This is a genomic window from uncultured Campylobacter sp. (genome assembly GCF_937997405.1).
Lineage (GTDB): Bacteria > Campylobacterota > Campylobacteria > Campylobacterales > Campylobacteraceae > Campylobacter_B.
This window is the reverse complement of record NZ_CALKTL010000174.1, coordinates 1-16896: the sequence shown is the minus strand read 5'-3', so window position 1 is coordinate 16896 and position 16896 is coordinate 1. Positions and strand designations below refer to the sequence as shown.

Below are 16896 nucleotides of genomic sequence, written 5' to 3'. Positions count from 1 at the left end.
CGCTGCGAGCGTAAACGTAAAGGGCAAATACTCGCTTTTTGCGCGCTCTTTCGATCTTAGCTACGACGCAAACGCGCACGATCTAGCCAAGCTCGGCATCAAAACGAGCGAAGAGCTAAGCCTTAAGGGGCAAATTTTGGGCGATCTTGACAAATTCGGCATCAACGGCAGCGGGCGGATTTTTGATAGCAACGTAAAATTTTTAGCAAATTTAAAAGATCTCAAGCCGCTTGATCTGCAAATCGACGCTAAAGCTCTAAACGTCGAAAAAGCCCTTGCCGTGGCTTCGCTACCGATCTACGCCAAAGGAAATATCGACGTGCTCTCAGACATCAAGGCTAGCAGCGGCGGCGCAGAGGGCAACGCAAGCATCAAGAGTTCAAATTTGATCCTAAACGAATCTGCGTTTAAAGATATGAATATCTCCATCCCAAAAGGCGTGCAGATCACGTTAAACTCAGACATCACGGCGCAAAATGACGTCCTGCGAGCAGCAAGCAAGATCGATTCGACTCTGGGCAAGATAAGCGCCGAAAAGTCGGAATTTGATCTGAAAAACAAAACTTTAAACTCCGATTTTAATCTGAATTTGCCCGATCTAGCGAAGCTCGAAAGCCTTATCGGGCGTAAAATTTCGGGCGACGTTAAAGCAAACGGAAATTTAAAGACCGATTTTTCTACGCTTGAGCTTTCAAACTCGCAAATTTCAGCGTTTAAAGATGCGCTTAAAGCGGATGCCGAGGCCAAATTTGACCTGAAAAACAAAAACGGCGAGCTGTCCGCGAAGCTAAACGCAAACGATCTAGCCGCGCTGCAAAACGTCCTGGGAGTGAAGCTGCAAGGCAAGGCAAACGGCGAGTTTAGCGCGGCTCTAGCGCAAAATGAGCTTAAAAATCTAAACTTAAATTTAAACGCTATGGGCGGCAACCTGAATGCGAGCGGAAATTTAAGCGATCTAAAACTTAAGGCGAGCAATCTAAATCTGGCCGTGCTTTCGGCTCTGTTTTACGGCAATGCGATCGGAGAGGGCACGATAAACGGCGATGCGAAGTTAAGCTTAAAAGACGGCATCAACGGCACGGCGCAAATTTCGCTTGCTAACGGCGCGATTTTTAAGAAATTTTTAGACGGCGCAACGGGCAAGAGCTTCCCGAGCGATCTAAAAGCGGACGCGCAGGCACAGACAAATATCAAAAACTCCGTCGCGACCTTTAGCGCAAGTGCAAACTCCGATCTGGCGCAGCTTCAGAGCTTAAACGGCACCTACGAGCTCAAAAACAAAGCGCTTAAGGCTAACTACGCGCTACTGATCCCGAGTCTGCAGCGATTAGAGTTTTTTCTAAATCGCAGACTAAACGGCAAAATTGCCGCGACGGGCGAGCTTTCGCACGACGGCAAGAGCCTGTTTGCGACCATAAATTCCAAGGTTGCGGGCGGCGAGCTAAACGGACAGATCGCGGGCGATGAGGCGAACTTTAAAATTCAAAATTTCATCGTCAAAGAGCTTACGACGCTTCTAAATATCGATCACGTCTACGACGGCACGGGCAACGCAAATCTTACGTATAATACGAGCTCGCACAGCGGCAAATTCGACGCGATCATCAACAACGGCCGCCTTCCTAGCGGCGGATTGATCGATAAAATCGGCAAAATTTTAGGCCGCGATCTAGGCGGCGAGGTCTATAACGACGCCAAAGTAAACGGCACGATCAAGCAAAATTTGATAAATTTCAACGCCGATATGAGCGCGCAAAAAAGCAAGCTAAACGTTACGGGCGGCACGCTGGATAGCAAAACGGGCGCAATTTCGGTGCCGGTTAAAGCAAACATCGAAAAGACCGATCTTGAAATAAACATCACCGGCACGATTAAAGAGCCGAAATACGACGTGCGATCGGACTATCTAAAGGGCAAGCTCGACAAGCAGATCGGCAAGGGCATCGACAAACTTTTCGGCGTGAAAAAGGACGATAACAGCAGCAAAAACGACGCGAAAAAGGAGAAATCGGACGTGGTTAAGGGGCTGCTCAAAGGGCTATTTTAGTCCATCCGTCCCATTTGACGTTTGGAATTTATGGATACTGCTAACGAGCGCGAAATTTAAAATTTTGAAATTTTGAAATCTCGCGCAGTTTAAATTCTAAAATTTCGCGCTAGGCGGCGCAGCTAGAGCCGTAAAATTTCAAAACTCGGCGCACGCTATTTATTTAAATTTTAAATCTCGTTTCGATCTGTTTTTGATAACGATTTAAATTTATCGCCGTAAGCTTATCCTACTCGCGCTTGCGCCGCTATCCGCAATGAAATGCACGCCGCAAGCCTAGCGCCTTTTAAAGTGTTTCGTATCGATACTGCGCGCCGTGTTTTCAGGCTATCCGATGCTACTTAAAATTTCGCGGCGCAATGTTTATTGCAGTTGGCGCCATGCTTGATAAAATTTACCCGCCATAATCGCAAGAAAAATGAGCGTCAAAGCTCCAAATATCGTAGCTGTAAATTTATCATCCGTCGTAGCGTATTTGTCATATCTGAATTTCATCAGATACTCGCGCTGCGGTGGGTCGACGCTCGCATTATAATCCAAAAATAAAACCTGATACGCCGTGCCGCGACCCTGAAACGGAAACGGACGGCTTTGATACCAAGCTTTAACTCGCTTGCCTTCCAGCCATTCGTATGCGATTAGCGAGATAGAAGGCTTGATATTTACGCCTTGCCACTCGTCCGCTCCTGAGCGCTTAAAATTAGCTTCAACAATTGCTGCATTGAGCAAAATTTTATTTTTATAAAAAGAGGTTAAGTTATCCGTATCGCCATTTAAAAAGACTTTGATAAATTTGCGCTCATCCGTAAAAATCTGCATATATTCGCGCCCATCATCGCTTCTGACATCCATGATTATTCCATTTGCGATTTTCAGATCGTCTAAGCTTTTCGGATTCAAGCTAAAAAGAAATCCGTACCACATCGCCGCCAAATAAAATGCGATCATAAATAGATCGAACTTGCGATCTAAGTTATACCAAATTTCGCCGAGCTTCATCGATCATTACATTGTAAGTTTCGCTGCAAGATACGGAATTTTACGGCTTTTATTATCGCGGGCTATATTCCTGCATCATCACCACGGGCAGAAACAGTACCGTTCCCACGATTATTATCGGCACAGCTACGATGGTGCTTATCGTATACAATAGGGCGTTGCCCTCGCAGCGTTCAGGCCTAACCTCGATGTTTGCCGGAATCGGAGAGCGCAGCCTGTCGCTTGGCTTCATTATTTCGCTAAGATTTTTGATCTGTACGACGCGCGCATCGAAGTAGAAAATCACTTCTATCTCGCCTTTTTTCTCATCGATTTCGATGCGGTTCGCTAGAGCTTTGATTTTGGCGACGTCTGCTCCTGCGGCAGAGTTTAAAAAAGCACTGAAGGTACCGCGCGCCTCGCCGTTTTTAGCATCGGTTACTTCGATCTGTACAAACTCGCGCTTAAGCCCTTTGGCGTATCCGCCATCGTAAAATTCCGAGATATTCTTAAGCGACGAGCCGTTCGTTAGGACATAGCTGAGTTTCTCACCTACGATGTATTCCTTGCCATCGTTTATGAAAAATGCCGTAATCTTTTCGGGCGTTTCGTTCGCCCCAGGCACTACGTTTTGTTTGCACTGGCATCCCACAAGCAGGACAGCTAGTAAAACCGCGATAAATTTTTTCATGATGATCCTTTAAAATTTTAAATTAGCGTATAAATTCCGCAGCCAAAGCTCTATCTCAAAAAATTTCAGCAGCGAAATTTTACGTCGATACAATTTAGCTGTAGCCGAAATTTAGCCTCAAACGCAGGCTACTTCAGTGCCGCTTTGACCGCCTCGCTCAGCCGCTTGCCGTCCACTCTTGAGCCAAGCGCTTCTTTGGCGGCTTTCATCACGCGCCCCATATCCTTTGCGTCGCTCGCACCGAGCTGCGCGATTAGCGAGCCAACCTCAGCGGCAAGCTCGGCATCACTTAGCTGCGCGGGCAGATAAGACGCGATGATCTCGATCTCGCCCTGCTCTTTTTGCACCAGATCGTCGCGACCGCCCGCGCGATACTGCTGTACGGAGTCGTTTCGGCGCTTGATCTCGCTTTGAAGTATGCTAAAGACGCGCTCGTCGCTAAGGCTGATGCGCTCGTCCACCTCGACCTGCTTAAGCGCGGCGTTAAGCATCCGCAGGCTGTCTCTGCGGAAATGATCGCCGCTTTTCATTGCCGTTTTAATGTCTTCTAAAATTTGCTCTCGCACACCCATTTTCTACTCCTTGAGATTAAAATTTCGGCGGTAATTGTAGCAAATTTAAAATTTGGCTCGGGTAAATTTAAGAGGATGAAATTTTAAAATTTTAAAGATTTAGCGCGATTTGCCGCTAAATTTAAAGCTCGCATGGGTATCGTCCGCGGCAAAAGGCTCGCGCGGATATCGTCCGCGAAAATAAGCTCACGCACGAAGGGCTCGCGCAAAGCCGAGTAAAATTTAAAAAGCCTCGCAAGAATATAAAATTCCTGCGAGGCAAAGCGAGTAATAAAAGCCCGCGAAAGCTCTATTTAGCGCGTGAGAATATCATTCGCACGATTTGAAGCAAGAAGCATACACTTCCTACTAAAAAGATCGTATCGCCGATGATGCGCGCCCAGCGGAGCCCATAGAGGCTATCTTTTTGCAAGAATTCCGCACTTCTTGCGTACCACATACCCACGTCGATCGCCGCAAACGCCTGCAAAATTCCAACCGGCAGAAGCGAGATTAGCACCATTAGAAGCAGACCCGCATTTAGCGCCCAAAAGCCGATCTTCATCAGCGTATCATCAAAGTTTTTGTCTTTGTAAATATACAGCGCCACGAGCCACACGAAGCCGAGCGCCAAAAAGCCGTATACGCCAAATAGCGCCGTATGAGCGTGCACTGCAGTGGTGTTTAAGCCCTGGATGTAAAATAGCGCAAGCGGCGGATTAATTAAAAAGCCGAAAACGCCCGCACCCAGCATATTCCAAAACGCCACGGCGATAAAGCAGTAAAGCGGCCATTTTAGACGCTTAGCCCAATCCTGCGCAAATTGAAGTTTGTAATAGTGAAACGCTTCCGAGCCCAAAAGCACCAAAGGCACGACCTCAAGCGCCGAGAAGCTCGCGCCCACAGCCATTATCGGCGTAGTAGTACCCGCAAAATAGAGGTGGTGGAAGGTACCCGGAATTCCGCCGATTAGGAAAATCGACGCGCTAGCAATCGAGGTGTAGGTGGCAAATTTCTTGCTTACTAAGCCCAAGGACGCGAACACGAACGCCAAAGACGCAGTCGCGAAAACCTCAAAAAATCCCTCGACCCAAAGGTGCACGACCCACCAGCGCCAATACTCCATTACAGGGATCGGCGAGCGCTGCCCGTAAAATAGTCCCGCGCCGTAAAAAAGCCCCACGGCGATGACCGAAGCGGTGAAGATCGCTAATAAATTCTTATCGCCCTCGGCTCTAAAGCCTGCGATAAAGCCGCGAAGCACGAGTACCATCCAGATCACAAGGCCCACGAACAGTATCAGCTGCCAAATTCTACCGAGGTCTAAATACTCATATCCTTGATGCCCGATCCAGAAGCTGCTGCTTGGATCCATCTTGCCCGCAATCGCCATGTATTCGCCCGCGAAGCTGCCGACGACCAAGAAAAGAAGCGCGTAGAAAAGCACATCCACGCCGAGCTTTTGAAATTTCGGATCCTTGCCGCCGTTGATGATCGGCGCTAGAAACAATCCCGCCGCCAAAAAGCCCGTAGCGATCCAGAAAATGGATGCCTGCACGTGCCAGGTGCGCGCTAGCGAATAAGGGATATACTGCGAAATATCAAGCCCAAAAAAGGACTGACCCTCGATCGTATAGTGCGCAACAAAGCCGCCGATGAAGGCCTGAAATGCAAACAGCGCAACCGCTACGAAAAGATATTTACCAAGCGCCTTTTGCGACGGAGTAAGCGCTAAAGCGGCGATCGGATCGGCGCTAAGCTTCGCAGGAGCCTCGAAATCCTCGTCCTTTTTGCCGTAGAAATTTCCAAACCACACCAGAAGACCGATGCCGGTAAGCAAAATAACGAGGCTTGCGATCGTCCAAACGACGTTTTCCGTGGTAGGGACGTTGTCTATCAGCGGCTCGTGCGGCCAGTTATTGGTATAGGTCGCCTCTCCGCTCGGACGATCCGTAGAAACCGCCCACGCAGTCCAAAAGATGAAATCCACGAGCTCGGCGCGGTGTTGCTCGTTTGCGAGCGTGTTTTCCTTCATCGCGTAATCCTCGCGAAGCTTTTTAAAGCGCGGATCGTTTCCGAAAACGCCCATGTACTCGTCTTTTACGACCGCCATAGCCTTCAAGCGATCATCGCTTAGCTTGACGGTGCCGTCTTTTACGGTGTTGGTGCGGTACTCGGCCTTGGTAAGCGCCTTAATCTGCGCCTTCTGCTCATCGCTTAAAGCGTCAAATTTCGCTCCGAAGCGCTCCTGCGCCTTGATATCCATAAACGCAACCAGCTCCTTATGCAGCCAATCTGCGCTCCAATCAGGCGCTTGATACGCTCCGTGACCCCAGATCGAGCCCACCTGCATGCCGCCGATGCTCTGCCAGGCCTCCTGCCCGCGGTAAATGCGCTCGGTGCTGATTAGCTCAGCTCCGCTAGCATCGGTAAATTTTACCACCGGCGGAGACTGCCTATACACCTCGCCGCCGTAAAAACCCAAGAAACTAAAGCCCACGATGAGTACCGCTACAAGCGTCATCCAGAGCTTCTTAAATTCTGCCATTTTCACTCCTTTAACTGAAATTAGGAGAGAATTCTACCCATTTAAATTTCTATAAGCATTGAGGCTCGTCAATAAAAAGATAAAATTTATCTGCTTAAGCTGGAATTTATTAAAATATACTGGAATAAAGGGTTTTAGAAAATTTTATATAAAATTTATATCTATAAATCTATCCCTGATCTCAATATTATCAAGATTTAGATTTAGTTTGTCTTTTAAATACTTTTTCAAATTTACTCGTTCATGCTCACTTAACATAGTTAACGGAATGGCAAAATAATTACTATGAGTACTATCTAATAAAATTAGAACATTTAAATTTATGCTATCTATTCTTCTTAAAATTTTAAGTACACCGAAGCAAAGAAGATTTATCGGATGCAAAGCGTACAATAAAATTAGCAAAAGAAATTTTTTAAACCTAGTTATATTGGCATTGTATTTGCAAGCGTCTTCAATCACGAGTCCAGAAAATTTATAAATAGCGATTTTATCAAAATTAGAAGCCTTTACACTTTTATGTACCGAATATACATCGTTATAATTTTTGCATAAAGAATTATATTCTATTCTATCGGAATAGAAATTTAAAAATTTATGTTTATTAATAAATAAAATTCCCACTAAAAAAGTAACAGCTCCTAAAAATTGATATGCCCAAGCACTTCCTCTGCAGAAAAATAGAAATATAACTAAAAATACAGCTAATATTAAATAACATTCTGTGCTGATTTTAGTCCAATAATCTTTGATCATAAAAAGCGGCATTTCCGATTTATAACTTTGAAATTCCATACGATAATACTCCAAATTTTTAATTCAATACACCACTCTTTTCATTGACTTTGCTCTGCATCTTTCACTCCTCTTAAATAGAAATATATTTTGTAAACAAATTCGAATGTAGACATTAATATTACGGAACCCGAAAGAGAAAAACCGGATTGAAAGAAAATGATATATCCAAAAATTGAAAATCTACTTTGAAATTCCGGCATAAAATGGCTTGTTCTTATGCTGATACCGCTACTTGCAAAATATCCGGTATAATAAACCTCAAACATAAAAATACCAAGACCAAACATAAACGGAAGCAACAAAAACGGGCAATCGTTTTCACACTTCTTTTTTGAAAGCAATATAAAATCATCATCATATCTGCAAAAGTAAATATAATAAACCAATGAATATAAGCTAGAAACCGCAAAAATAATAATCCCGTATATCCACATAATACTAACGTAAAATTCAGAAAGTTGGGTGTATGGGCTAATACTACCGATAATTTCGATATTTGGAAAATAGCTTTTCATAAAATTTACGAAATTCAAGCACGCAGGAGAAATATCTAAAATATTTTTAGGAATTATAAAGGCGCTAAGAGAATATAAAAAATATATAAAACATAATTTCGTAAAAAATTTGCCGAATTTTACACGAGTATTTTCTATTCTTATCTTTTTACTTTCAAATTCTAAATCCTGCAATCTTGACCCTTAAAATTGACCATATATTTTATCGCTTTTAATCTGCGGATAAAATTTGGATTTGCTCTAAATTTAAAATGATCCGTCGCTGCTACTTTCGCGAGGTTTAGGAAGTGGCGAAATTTTAGTGTAATACTCGTCTTTGCCGTTGTATTGGCGGCTAAAAACGCCGTCCGGGACGGTGAAGTTGCGCTTGGTTTGCGGATATTCTTTTAAATAGGTATCTAAAAATTTTGCAAACACCGGTGCTGCGGTACGACCGCCGCCCTCGACCTTTCGCATCGGTTTATAATCGTCGTTGCCATACCAAATTATGATCTGCAAATCCGGCGTAAAGCCGCAAAACCATGCATCTATGCTATCGTTTGAGGTGCCTGTTTTGCCCGCTATGTCGATGCCTTGCACGCGCGCGCGAGTACCGGTGCCGCGCTGCACGATATTTTTTAGCAGCGTAGTCATCAGATACGCCTGTTCAGGGCGCAGCACGCGACGGCGCTCAGGCTCTATAAAGCGAGTTTTGCCATCCTTATCGGTAATCGAAACTATAAATTTTGATTTTGCCGTGATACCGAGCCCGGGGAACATCGAATACATCGTGGAGTATTCAAGCGGCGAAATTCCGTAGCTGCCGATAGCCACTGACAGGGCGGGCGGGACGTTTTTAAAGCCGAACTCGCCCAGCTTTTTTACCGCGCGATCAACGCCGATAGATTGCATCAAATTGATCGAGGCAAGGTTACGCGAGCGTGTTAAAGCTTCTTTGATCGTGATATAGCCGCTGTAAGTCTTGTCGTAATTTTTCGGCTTCCACGTTTTATCGCTGCCATCGTCGAATTCTCTAGCTATATCGGGAACTTCGGTCATCGTCGAGTAGCCCATATCAAGGGCGATTTGATAGACAAAAGGCTTAAAGCTGGAGCCGGTTTGGCGCTGGGATTGGCTAGCGCGATTGAAATTTGATTTCGCGTAATCCACGCCGCCTACTAAGGCTAAAATTTCGCCGTTTTGCGGATGCGTGACGACCATAGCGCCGTTTACGTTGCTTGCATTAGCGTCTTTGTTGCGCTTTAAAATTTCATTGTAGCCGAAAACTAATGCCTCTTGCGCCATCGCCTGCGCCTTTAGATCAAGGCTCGTATCTATGCGGTATCCGCCCGTGCGGACGTCCGGTAGAATTTTTTCGGCTTCTTTTATGATCTCATCTACGGCATACGGCGCTGCGTTTTGCGTGAGCGTTTCATTATAAATCGTAGGCTGTTCGTTCATCGCAAGCTCATATTCGGTCTTATTTATCCAGCCGAGCTCATGCATCCTATAAATCACGTTATTGGCGCGCGAAAGCGATAAATCCAGGTGCTTAGTAGGATCAAAGCTGCTAGGAGCTTTCGGCAAGCCCACTAAAATCGCGATCTCTTTAAGGCTTAAATCTTGCAAATCCTTTTTGAAATATCCCAAAGCCGCCGTGCGGATGCCGTAATATCCGTGCCCGAAATACACCTCGTTGAAGTAACGCTCTAGAATTTGTTCCTTACTTAGAGCATTTTCTATTTTAAGCGATAGGATTGCTTCTTTGATCTTGCGATCAAGCTTCTTTTCGCTCGAAAGAACTAAATTTCGCGTGATCTGCTGCGTAATCGTAGAAGCCCCTTCGACGAATTTCATCGCTTTGACGTCTTTAATAATCGCCCTAAAAATCGCCTCGACATTCACACCGCCGTGTTCGAAAAACGCCGTATCCTCGATAGCTACGAGCGCCTCGATCACGCGGCCTGGAATCTCGTCAAATTTTACGTAAATTCTATTTTGTTCATTAAAAACATTGGCTATCAAATTGCCGTTGCGGTCATAAATTTTAGTCGTAAGCTCGGGATGATAATCGATGATCGAGTCCGATTCCAAGCGGATTTGCGAGTAAAAATACAAAAAAATTCCGCCTGCGGCAAACGCACAAACCGTAATAAAACTAAATAAAACTCTTACCATACAAACCTCTTTAAATTTTCCAGATCAAGCCCCATCGCCGTGAATTTTGACCCACGCGAGCTTTTGATATATTTTTCGTTAAAGCCTTCGATACTCATCGCACCCGCCTTGCCGCGCCAATCACCGCTAGCGATATAGCCTTTTAAATCCGCTTCATTAAATTCCGCAAATTCAAAGCTTGCGACGCTAAGTGCCGAAAGTTCTAGCGCCTTACTGCAAAAAATCATCGCAGTATAAACAGCGCAGCTAGCACCGCTTTGAGCCCGCAGCATCCTTAACGCGTCCGCTTCATCCCGCGCCTTGCCTAAAATTTCGCCGCCGGCAAGTACGGAGCTATCGGCAAACAGCACTCTATCATAATTTTTATAAATTTTAAAAAACTGCACTTTCTTGGCTACGGCAACGCGGTAAGCATAGGTGCGTGCATCGTCCTTACTAATGCCGCTTTCGTCGAAATTAAAAGGAATTTGCGTAAATTCTACGCCGTTATCTTTTAGAATTTGCGCCCTAGTAGGCGAGCTGGAAGCTAAATAGATCATCAAAACTCGCCCACCGTCACGCCCAAATAAACGCAAATCAGCGTAACTACGATATTTAGTGGGATGAAATATTTAACGACGATGATTAAATGCTCATTCGCCTCAAGCTCATCTCCTGCATCCAAAGCTCGCTTCAAAGATGAAATTTTATAATGCATGTAGATAAAATTTAGTAGTATAAAGCCGGCGCCAGCCCATAGCGTGGCAATCGCACCTTTTACCATAGGATCTGAAAATTTAAAACTTCCGCCGTCCGCAAGAAAAAATCCACTTACGCAAACGATCACCAAAAATAGTGCAAAGAACTGTTCATAGCGTTTCATATATCGTAAAATTTCTGCAAATTTTACATCCTTCGCATCCGCTTGACTTTTACTGCTTAAATTCATAAAAATCCGCGCGATCAAAAATACGCAGATCTGCGCGCAGACCAAAAAAATCACGCTTAAAATGTGAATCAGCGGCAAAATTTGCGAGGCTTTGATGAAGCCAGTATCGATTTCGTTCAAATTTTACCTTTTGCGTAAGAGATCGCCTCTTTGATCGCTTCTTCGATTTTTAGCACGTCCCTACCGCCCGCGGTCGCAAAATCGTCGCGTCCGCCGCCGCCACCGCCTAAAATTTGTGCCGCAAGCTTAACCCACTCGCCAGCTTTGATCGGCGCGTTTTTAACGCCTGCCGCGATTGAAATTTTACCGTCCGCGCCCACTTGCATCAGCATTATCGCCGCCTTTTCGTGGCTATTTTTAAACTCATCTATCATAGTTTTTATATCACCGCTTTCGACTGAGGCTACGCAAAGTTTAGTATCACCGACATTTAGAAAAGCCAGTGCATGAGAACTGCTTGCATGCTTGATCTGATCTTTTAGCGATCTAATCTCATCTTTTAATTTCTCAATCGCGCGGAGAGGCTCAATCCCCTTTAGCTCCGCAGAAATTTCAGCAAGCTTAGCGCGATTTTGAAGCGCCAAATTTAAAGCCGCGCGCGAACAAACTGCCTCGATACGCCTAACACCCGCACTTACGCCGCTTTCTTTGACGATAAAAAACGGTCCTATCTCGCTTAAATTACGCACGTGAATTCCGCCGCAAAGCTCCTTACTAATCTCTCCAAAGCTCACAACGCGCACTTTTGAGCCGTATTTTTCGCCAAAAAGCGCGATTGCACCGCTGTTTTTAGCGTCATCTATATCCATAATCTCAGTTTTTGCCGCACAGCCCTTGCAAACGGCGTTATTTACAAATTCCTCGATTTTAGCTAGCTCCTCGTCGCTAAGTGCCTTAGGATGCGAGAAGTCAAATCTTAAGCGGTCCGCTTCAACCAAGCTTCCTGCTTGAGCGATATGAGCCCCTAGCACCGCACGAAGCGCCGCGTGCAAAAGGTGCGTCGCGCTGTGATGACGTGCAATCTGTTCACGCTCCTCAGAAACCTTAAGCCCGACTATATCGCCGATTTTCAGGTTACGATTAAGGCGCAAGTGGGATAAATTTAACCCATAAAATTTCTGCGTATCAAACACATCGGCTATGGACTCCACTTCGCCGCTATCGCCCGTCTGACCGCCACTTTGTGCATAAAACGGAGTGATATCAAACATCACCCAGCCGATATCGCCAGCTTTGAGCTCATCCACTTCCGCAAAATCCTCGTTAAGTAGCGCTAAAACCTTGCTCGTGCGGCTAAGCTCTTCGTAACCGCTAAATTTATTCTCACCAAATTTCTCTAGCAGTGCCTTAAAATCGCCACGGACGTTTTTATCGCCACTGCCCTTCCATGCGGCTTTAGCTATCTGCCTTTGCTCGCTCATAAGCGCGTCAAATTTAGCCTCATCCACGCGCAAATTTTTCTCGCGCAGCATATCAGCGGTCAGATCGAGCGGGAAGCCGTAGGTATCGTATAGTTTAAACGCGACCTCGCCGCTAAAAATTTCTTTAGTGCGCGCAAGCTCCTCGTTAAAAAGCTCGATGCCGTTTGCCAAAGTGGCAAAAAACCGCTCCTCTTCGAGTTTGATCTGCTCCTTTACGGCTTGCTTTTTCTCATTCAAATATGCATAATGCCCGCCCATCAGCTCGCATACTTTATCCACGAGGCGATACATAAATGGCTCTTTGATGCCGAGCAGATAGCCGTGGCGCACGGCGCGGCGCAGAATTCTACGCAAAACGTATCCCCTGCCCTCGCGGTTAAAATTTGTTCCCTGCGCTAGCAAAAACGTAACCGAGCGGATATGATCGGCGATGACGCGGTAGCTCGCGCCGCCTTCATAAACGTAAGGTTTGCCGCAAAGTTTTACAACCTCATCAATTAGCGGCATGAAAAGCGAGCTGTCATAGTTGCTAAACTTGCCCTCCTTAATCGCCGTGACGCGCTCAAGCCCCATGCCAGTGTCGATGCTAGGCTTTGGAAGCGGGCTAAGCTTGCCGTCTTTGCTGCGCTCGTACTGCATGAAAACTAAATTCCAAATCTCTAAAAAGCGGTCGCCGTCGCCACCCATATAATCCTCGGGCGAGTGGAAATGCTCCTCGCCCTGATCATAAAAAATTTCGCTGCACGGCCCGCACGGTCCGGTATCGCCCATCGCCCAAAAGTTATCGTGATCGCCGAAGCGGTAGATGCGCTCCTGCGCTATGTGGCGCGCCCAGAACCCGAACGCTTCGTCGTCCTTTTCGTGCACGGTAACGTAGAGTTTGTCTTTAGGAAGCTTTAAAATTTCGGTGATAAACTCCCACGCATAGGCGATTGCCTGCTCTTTAAAATACTCGCCAAAGCTGAAATTTCCAAGCATCTCAAAAAACGTATGATGGCGCGCGGTATAACCGACGTTGTCTAAGTCATTGTGTTTGCCTCCGGCGCGGATGCAGGTCTGACAGCTCGTGCGGATAGGCGGCGTCGGACGCGGAACGGCTCCTGTAAATATGCTTTTAAACGGCACCATGCCCGCGTTTGTAAACAGCAAACTATCATCATCTGGCACCAGCGGCGCGCTGGGGATGATCTGATGCCCTTTGCTTGCAAAGAAATTTAAATATTCGCTTCTAATATCCATGATTTGTCCTATTTCAAGTTAAATTTTAAAGGCGCATTTTAGCTAAATTAGATTTTAAAAATTATAAATTTTAACCATTCTTAGTTATAATGGCGCGAAAGATTAAATTTAGGGCATGGCGATGAAAAAAAAGATAGCGATCATAGGCATGGGCGAGCTTGGTCAAAAGCACTTCAGCGAGCTAAGAAGGAGCGATTATTTCGAGCTTGTAGCGCTTTATCATAAGGGCAGCAGTGAAAATTTCGGCCCGCGCTATCCGGTCTTTGATAATCTAACCGATCTTTTTAACGTCGCCAAGCCCGACGCCGTAGTCATCACAGCCCCCCCGCCATCGCATAAAGAGCTGATTTTAAAATGCCTACCGTTTACCAAAAATATCTTTGTAGAATCTCCGCTCGCACAAAGCCTAGCCGAAGCTAGAGAGATAAACTACGCGGTCACTACTAACGGTACGCGCCTAGCCGTAGGCTACTCCGACCGCTACAATCCAGTAATCGTATCCTTGCTACGCGAGCTTGCCAAGGGGGATAAAATTTTTTCGATGAGCTTTGTAAGCGGCTTTGCAAACGATGATAGAGCAGATATCGTAGCCAATGCCCTTTTTAGAGATATCGATCTTGTGCGGCTGCTTTCTCACAGCGAGATCGCCTGCATAGAACTTAGCAAAAATATCTCTAAAGAGCGCACTCTAGCCGCATGCGCGACGCTTCACACAAAAAGCGGCTGCTATTGCACGCTAATGCAGTCCAATCTCTATCCGATTAGACGCCACGGTATCGAAATTTGCACCGACAGCGGCGTATATTTCGGCGATCTAATCTCAATAACTCTTTTTAAAATTACGCCTGACGGGCGCGTAAATCTGCGCGTCGATCGCGACGATTTTTCGCTACGCCGCGAACACGAAGCGTTTTGCGCGATGTGCGACAGCAGTACTAATGCAGGTCTTGCAAGCGTAGAGGACGCGATAAAAATCAGAGAAATCATCTCATGAAAAAAGCCCTAATTTTACTCAACATGGGCGGTCCGAACAATCTGAGTGAGGTTGAAGTTTTTTTAAAAAATATGTTTAACGACCCCTTTATTTTGGACATTAAAAGTGGTTTTTGGCGCAGCGTTTTGGCCGCGCTCATCGTAAGAAGCAGAACTTCATCGGCGCGCAGTAACTACGAAAAACTGGGCGGACGCTCGCCGATATGCTCCATCACCGAAGCGCTTTGCGAGCGGGTAAATGAACTAGCGCGAGCAAAATTAGGCGCGGGGTTAAAATTTGAAAATGCGGCGGATGCGGGTGCTGCGAATGAGTCGCCGCAAGACATTTCATTGCAGAGCAAACCGCCGCAAGATGTCCCGCCGCAGGGTGAGCCGCTACAAAATGAGGCGCCGCAGGATGAAAAACCGATAGATGAGCTAATTTGCGATTATGCGATGAATTACACGCCGCCATTTGCGGAGGATGTGTTTAAAAAATACGCGGATTTTGACGAGATAATTTTGATGCCTTTGTATCCGCACTTCTCGAAAACTACGGTGCAATCGAGCCTGTGCTCTGCCGAAGCGGCGCTTAAACGGCTCGGTATAAAAAATTATAGAATCATCGACATTTTCTACGACAGCGCCGCTTACAACGAAATTTTACTAAATTTAATTGCGGGATGCATCGCAAAATTTAGCGCGGATGAAATTTCGCAAATTTCGCTCATATTTTCTGCGCATTCGCTGCCGGTAAAAATGATCGCCGCGGGCGATCCCTACGAGGCGCAAGTAGAGGCGCACGTGGAAATTTTAAAAGATCTGCTGGCTGCGCGCGGGATTAAATTTAAAGAGATTATTTTGGCGTATCAATCGCGCCTGGGCCCCGTGAAGTGGCTAGAGCCCAATATCGCGGACGTTTTGCGGGATCTGCAGAGCAAAAAAGCGCTCATATTTCCGATCGCGTTTTGCGTAGATAATTCCGAGACCGATTTTGAGCTGGATATTTTTTATCGAGCTAGTGCAAGCGAGCTGGGTTATGAATACTACGAAGTGTGCAAATGCCCGAACTCCCGCGAGGATTTTGCAAAATTTATACTCGCGCAAGCGTTGTAAATTTAGAGATTAAAATTTAATCTTTTAGTTTGGATTTTTTATATTCTATATGAAGCTTGAAAGTAAATATAAAAGCTATTAAAACTAAAATTATACCAACTATAACGCTAGTTTTTCTTCCTTTGTAGAGATAGCTCATGTTTGTCGTATCTTTAAATAAAACCAAACCATCATCGCAGCGGCTCAGCTTATTCAATACAAAATCAGACATATTTATGATTATACATCGATTAAATACATATTCTTTAAAAAATATATCACAAATATATGTTCCTTCTGAAATTTTTACATCTACAAAGCGTCTAGTGATGATTTTATTATTATTTTGGATTGACACTACACAATTGGCTTTCGTACGATAATGTCCTTTGTGCCTTTTAAGTTCTTTTATAGTACCGTAAAATACGAATGGATCTCTTATGCTTTGAGTACTTGGTACGATAGAGTAGGAGTACAAGAGAAATATCGGTGCGATAAATGAAACGCAAACAACGATTAGCGTTATAAAAGTATGCTTCCGATCAAAGCCAAATTTAATCAAATCATACCAATAATCTACGTAGTAAAGCGGGTTTTTCATTGTATTCCTTTAGTAGCTTTTGGCAAATCAGAATATTCTTGTAGCGATTTAAAACCACCTGTAATAAGTACACCTTTTATCAACACTTCCTCTACTCATCTATATCTCCTTTATTAAAATTAAGGCATTGGAATTTTGAGCGTCAGAATTTTCCTGTGAGCCTCGCTCTAAATTTTGACGTCGTTCGTTTAGAATTTTCTTTAGCTCTTCGAGCCTTGCCTCGTTCATCCTTATCCCCGCTAAACCGCCTATTTAGAAGTCTAAATTTAAACCCCAAGCTAAATTTCAGAGCTTTCCTTGCGCGTCTTTATAGACATTTTTCACGTCGTAAACCAGCGAGCCCGCGTAATCAAGC

Annotated in this window: 15 protein-coding genes; 3 read left to right on the top strand and 12 right to left on the bottom strand. The window is 45.2% G+C overall.

All coding sequences use genetic code 11. The annotated features are described in order from the left end of the window. A partial coding sequence (locus Q0372_RS09335) for a hypothetical protein (RefSeq protein WP_298105208.1) occupies positions 1-2047 on the top strand: 2047 nt, incomplete at its 5' end. Between the two features lie 363 nt (positions 2048-2410). Here Q0372_RS09335 and Q0372_RS09330 read toward each other — a convergent pair. From Q0372_RS09330 to alaS, 10 genes are all read right to left on the bottom strand, one after another. Continuing rightward, on the bottom strand, positions 2411-3046 hold the full coding sequence (locus Q0372_RS09330) for a hypothetical protein (protein ID WP_298105204.1): 636 nt from the start codon (positions 3044-3046) through the stop codon (positions 2411-2413). 52 nt (positions 3047-3098) lie between these two features. After that, positions 3099-3716: a hypothetical protein gene (locus tag Q0372_RS09325; RefSeq protein ID WP_298105202.1), complete on the bottom strand. Its 618-nt coding sequence runs from the start codon at positions 3714-3716 to the stop codon at positions 3099-3101. A gap of 128 nt (positions 3717-3844) precedes the next feature. Next, positions 3845-4288 (bottom strand): GatB/YqeY domain-containing protein, encoded by a 444-nt coding sequence (locus tag Q0372_RS09320; RefSeq protein ID WP_298105199.1) that lies wholly within the window; start codon positions 4286-4288, stop codon positions 3845-3847. A gap of 289 nt (positions 4289-4577) precedes the next feature. After that, positions 4578-6815: a nitric-oxide reductase large subunit gene (locus Q0372_RS09315; protein ID WP_298105196.1), complete on the bottom strand. Its 2238-nt coding sequence runs from the start codon at positions 6813-6815 to the stop codon at positions 4578-4580. A 144-nt stretch (positions 6816-6959) separates the two neighbouring features. After that, a complete protein-coding gene (locus tag Q0372_RS09310; protein ID WP_298105194.1) occupies positions 6960-7610 on the bottom strand; it encodes a hypothetical protein in 651 nt (216 codons plus the stop codon). 41 nt (positions 7611-7651) lie between these two features. After that, positions 7652-8302, bottom strand: a complete 651-nt coding sequence (locus Q0372_RS09305) for a hypothetical protein (RefSeq protein WP_298105191.1) — start codon at positions 8300-8302, stop codon at positions 7652-7654. Between the two features lie 72 nt (positions 8303-8374). Next, complete coding sequence (locus Q0372_RS09300; protein ID WP_298105188.1) at positions 8375-10285, bottom strand: transglycosylase domain-containing protein; 1911 nt, start codon at positions 10283-10285, stop codon at positions 8375-8377. Then, complete coding sequence (gene maf / locus Q0372_RS09295) at positions 10279-10824, bottom strand: septum formation inhibitor Maf (RefSeq protein WP_298105185.1); 546 nt, start codon at positions 10822-10824, stop codon at positions 10279-10281. The genes Q0372_RS09300 and maf overlap by 7 nt, the downstream gene beginning before the upstream one ends. Then, on the bottom strand, positions 10824-11333 hold the full coding sequence (locus Q0372_RS09290) for a hypothetical protein (RefSeq protein WP_177386618.1): 510 nt from the start codon (positions 11331-11333) through the stop codon (positions 10824-10826). Before Q0372_RS09290 ends, maf begins: the two co-directional genes overlap by 1 nt. After that, positions 11330-13873, bottom strand: coding sequence for an alanine--tRNA ligase (gene alaS, locus Q0372_RS09285; protein ID WP_298105182.1), 2544 nt, complete (start codon positions 13871-13873; stop codon positions 11330-11332). Before alaS ends, Q0372_RS09290 begins: the two co-directional genes overlap by 4 nt. Positions 13874-13994: 121 nt before the next feature. On the opposite strand from alaS, the gene Q0372_RS09280 reads away from it, so the two are divergent. Together Q0372_RS09280 and hemH are read left to right on the top strand one after the other, a co-directional pair. Continuing rightward, the gene (locus tag Q0372_RS09280; protein ID WP_297880129.1) at positions 13995-14867 is read left to right on the top strand and encodes a Gfo/Idh/MocA family oxidoreductase; all 873 of its coding nucleotides are present in this window, start codon (positions 13995-13997) and stop codon (positions 14865-14867) included. Continuing rightward, complete coding sequence (gene hemH, locus Q0372_RS09275; RefSeq protein ID WP_298105179.1) at positions 14864-15961, top strand: ferrochelatase; 1098 nt, start codon at positions 14864-14866, stop codon at positions 15959-15961. Before Q0372_RS09280 ends, hemH begins: the two co-directional genes overlap by 4 nt. A 16-nt stretch (positions 15962-15977) precedes the next feature. On the opposite strand, the gene Q0372_RS09270 is transcribed toward hemH, so the two are convergent. Beyond that, on the bottom strand, positions 15978-16541 hold the full coding sequence (locus tag Q0372_RS09270; protein ID WP_298105176.1) for a hypothetical protein: 564 nt from the start codon (positions 16539-16541) through the stop codon (positions 15978-15980). A gap of 99 nt (positions 16542-16640) precedes the next feature. Beyond that, positions 16641-16769, bottom strand: coding sequence for a hypothetical protein (locus Q0372_RS09265; protein ID WP_297882610.1), 129 nt, complete (start codon positions 16767-16769; stop codon positions 16641-16643). Positions 16770-16896: the final 127 nt, after the last annotated feature.

Bases quoted from the DNA above. Each gene is read 5' to 3' on its own strand.
- Q0372_RS09330 (WP_298105204.1), bottom strand. From the start codon at position 3,046: ATGAAGCTCGGCGAAATTTGGTATAACTTAGATCGCAAGTTCGATCTA.
- Q0372_RS09325 (WP_298105202.1), bottom strand. From the start codon at position 3,716: ATGAAAAAATTTATCGCGGTTTTACTAGCTGTCCTGCTTGTGGGATGC.
- Q0372_RS09320 (WP_298105199.1), bottom strand. From the start codon at position 4,288: ATGGGTGTGCGAGAGCAAATTTTAGAAGACATTAAAACGGCAATGAAA.
- Q0372_RS09315 (WP_298105196.1), bottom strand. From the start codon at position 6,815: ATGGCAGAATTTAAGAAGCTCTGGATGACGCTTGTAGCGGTACTCATC.
- Q0372_RS09310 (WP_298105194.1), bottom strand. From the start codon at position 7,610: ATGGAATTTCAAAGTTATAAATCGGAAATGCCGCTTTTTATGATCAAA.
- Q0372_RS09300 (WP_298105188.1), bottom strand. From the start codon at position 10,285: ATGGTAAGAGTTTTATTTAGTTTTATTACGGTTTGTGCGTTTGCCGCA.
- maf (WP_298105185.1), bottom strand. From the start codon at position 10,824: ATGATCTATTTAGCTTCCAGCTCGCCTACTAGGGCGCAAATTCTAAAA.
- alaS (WP_298105182.1), bottom strand. From the start codon at position 13,873: ATGGATATTAGAAGCGAATATTTAAATTTCTTTGCAAGCAAAGGGCAT.
- Q0372_RS09280 (WP_297880129.1), top strand. From the start codon at position 13,995: ATGAAAAAAAAGATAGCGATCATAGGCATGGGCGAGCTTGGTCAAAAG.
- hemH (WP_298105179.1), top strand. From the start codon at position 14,864: ATGAAAAAAGCCCTAATTTTACTCAACATGGGCGGTCCGAACAATCTG.
- Q0372_RS09270 (WP_298105176.1), bottom strand. From the start codon at position 16,541: ATGAAAAACCCGCTTTACTACGTAGATTATTGGTATGATTTGATTAAA.
- Q0372_RS09265 (WP_297882610.1), bottom strand. From the start codon at position 16,769: ATGAACGAGGCAAGGCTCGAAGAGCTAAAGAAAATTCTAAACGAACGA.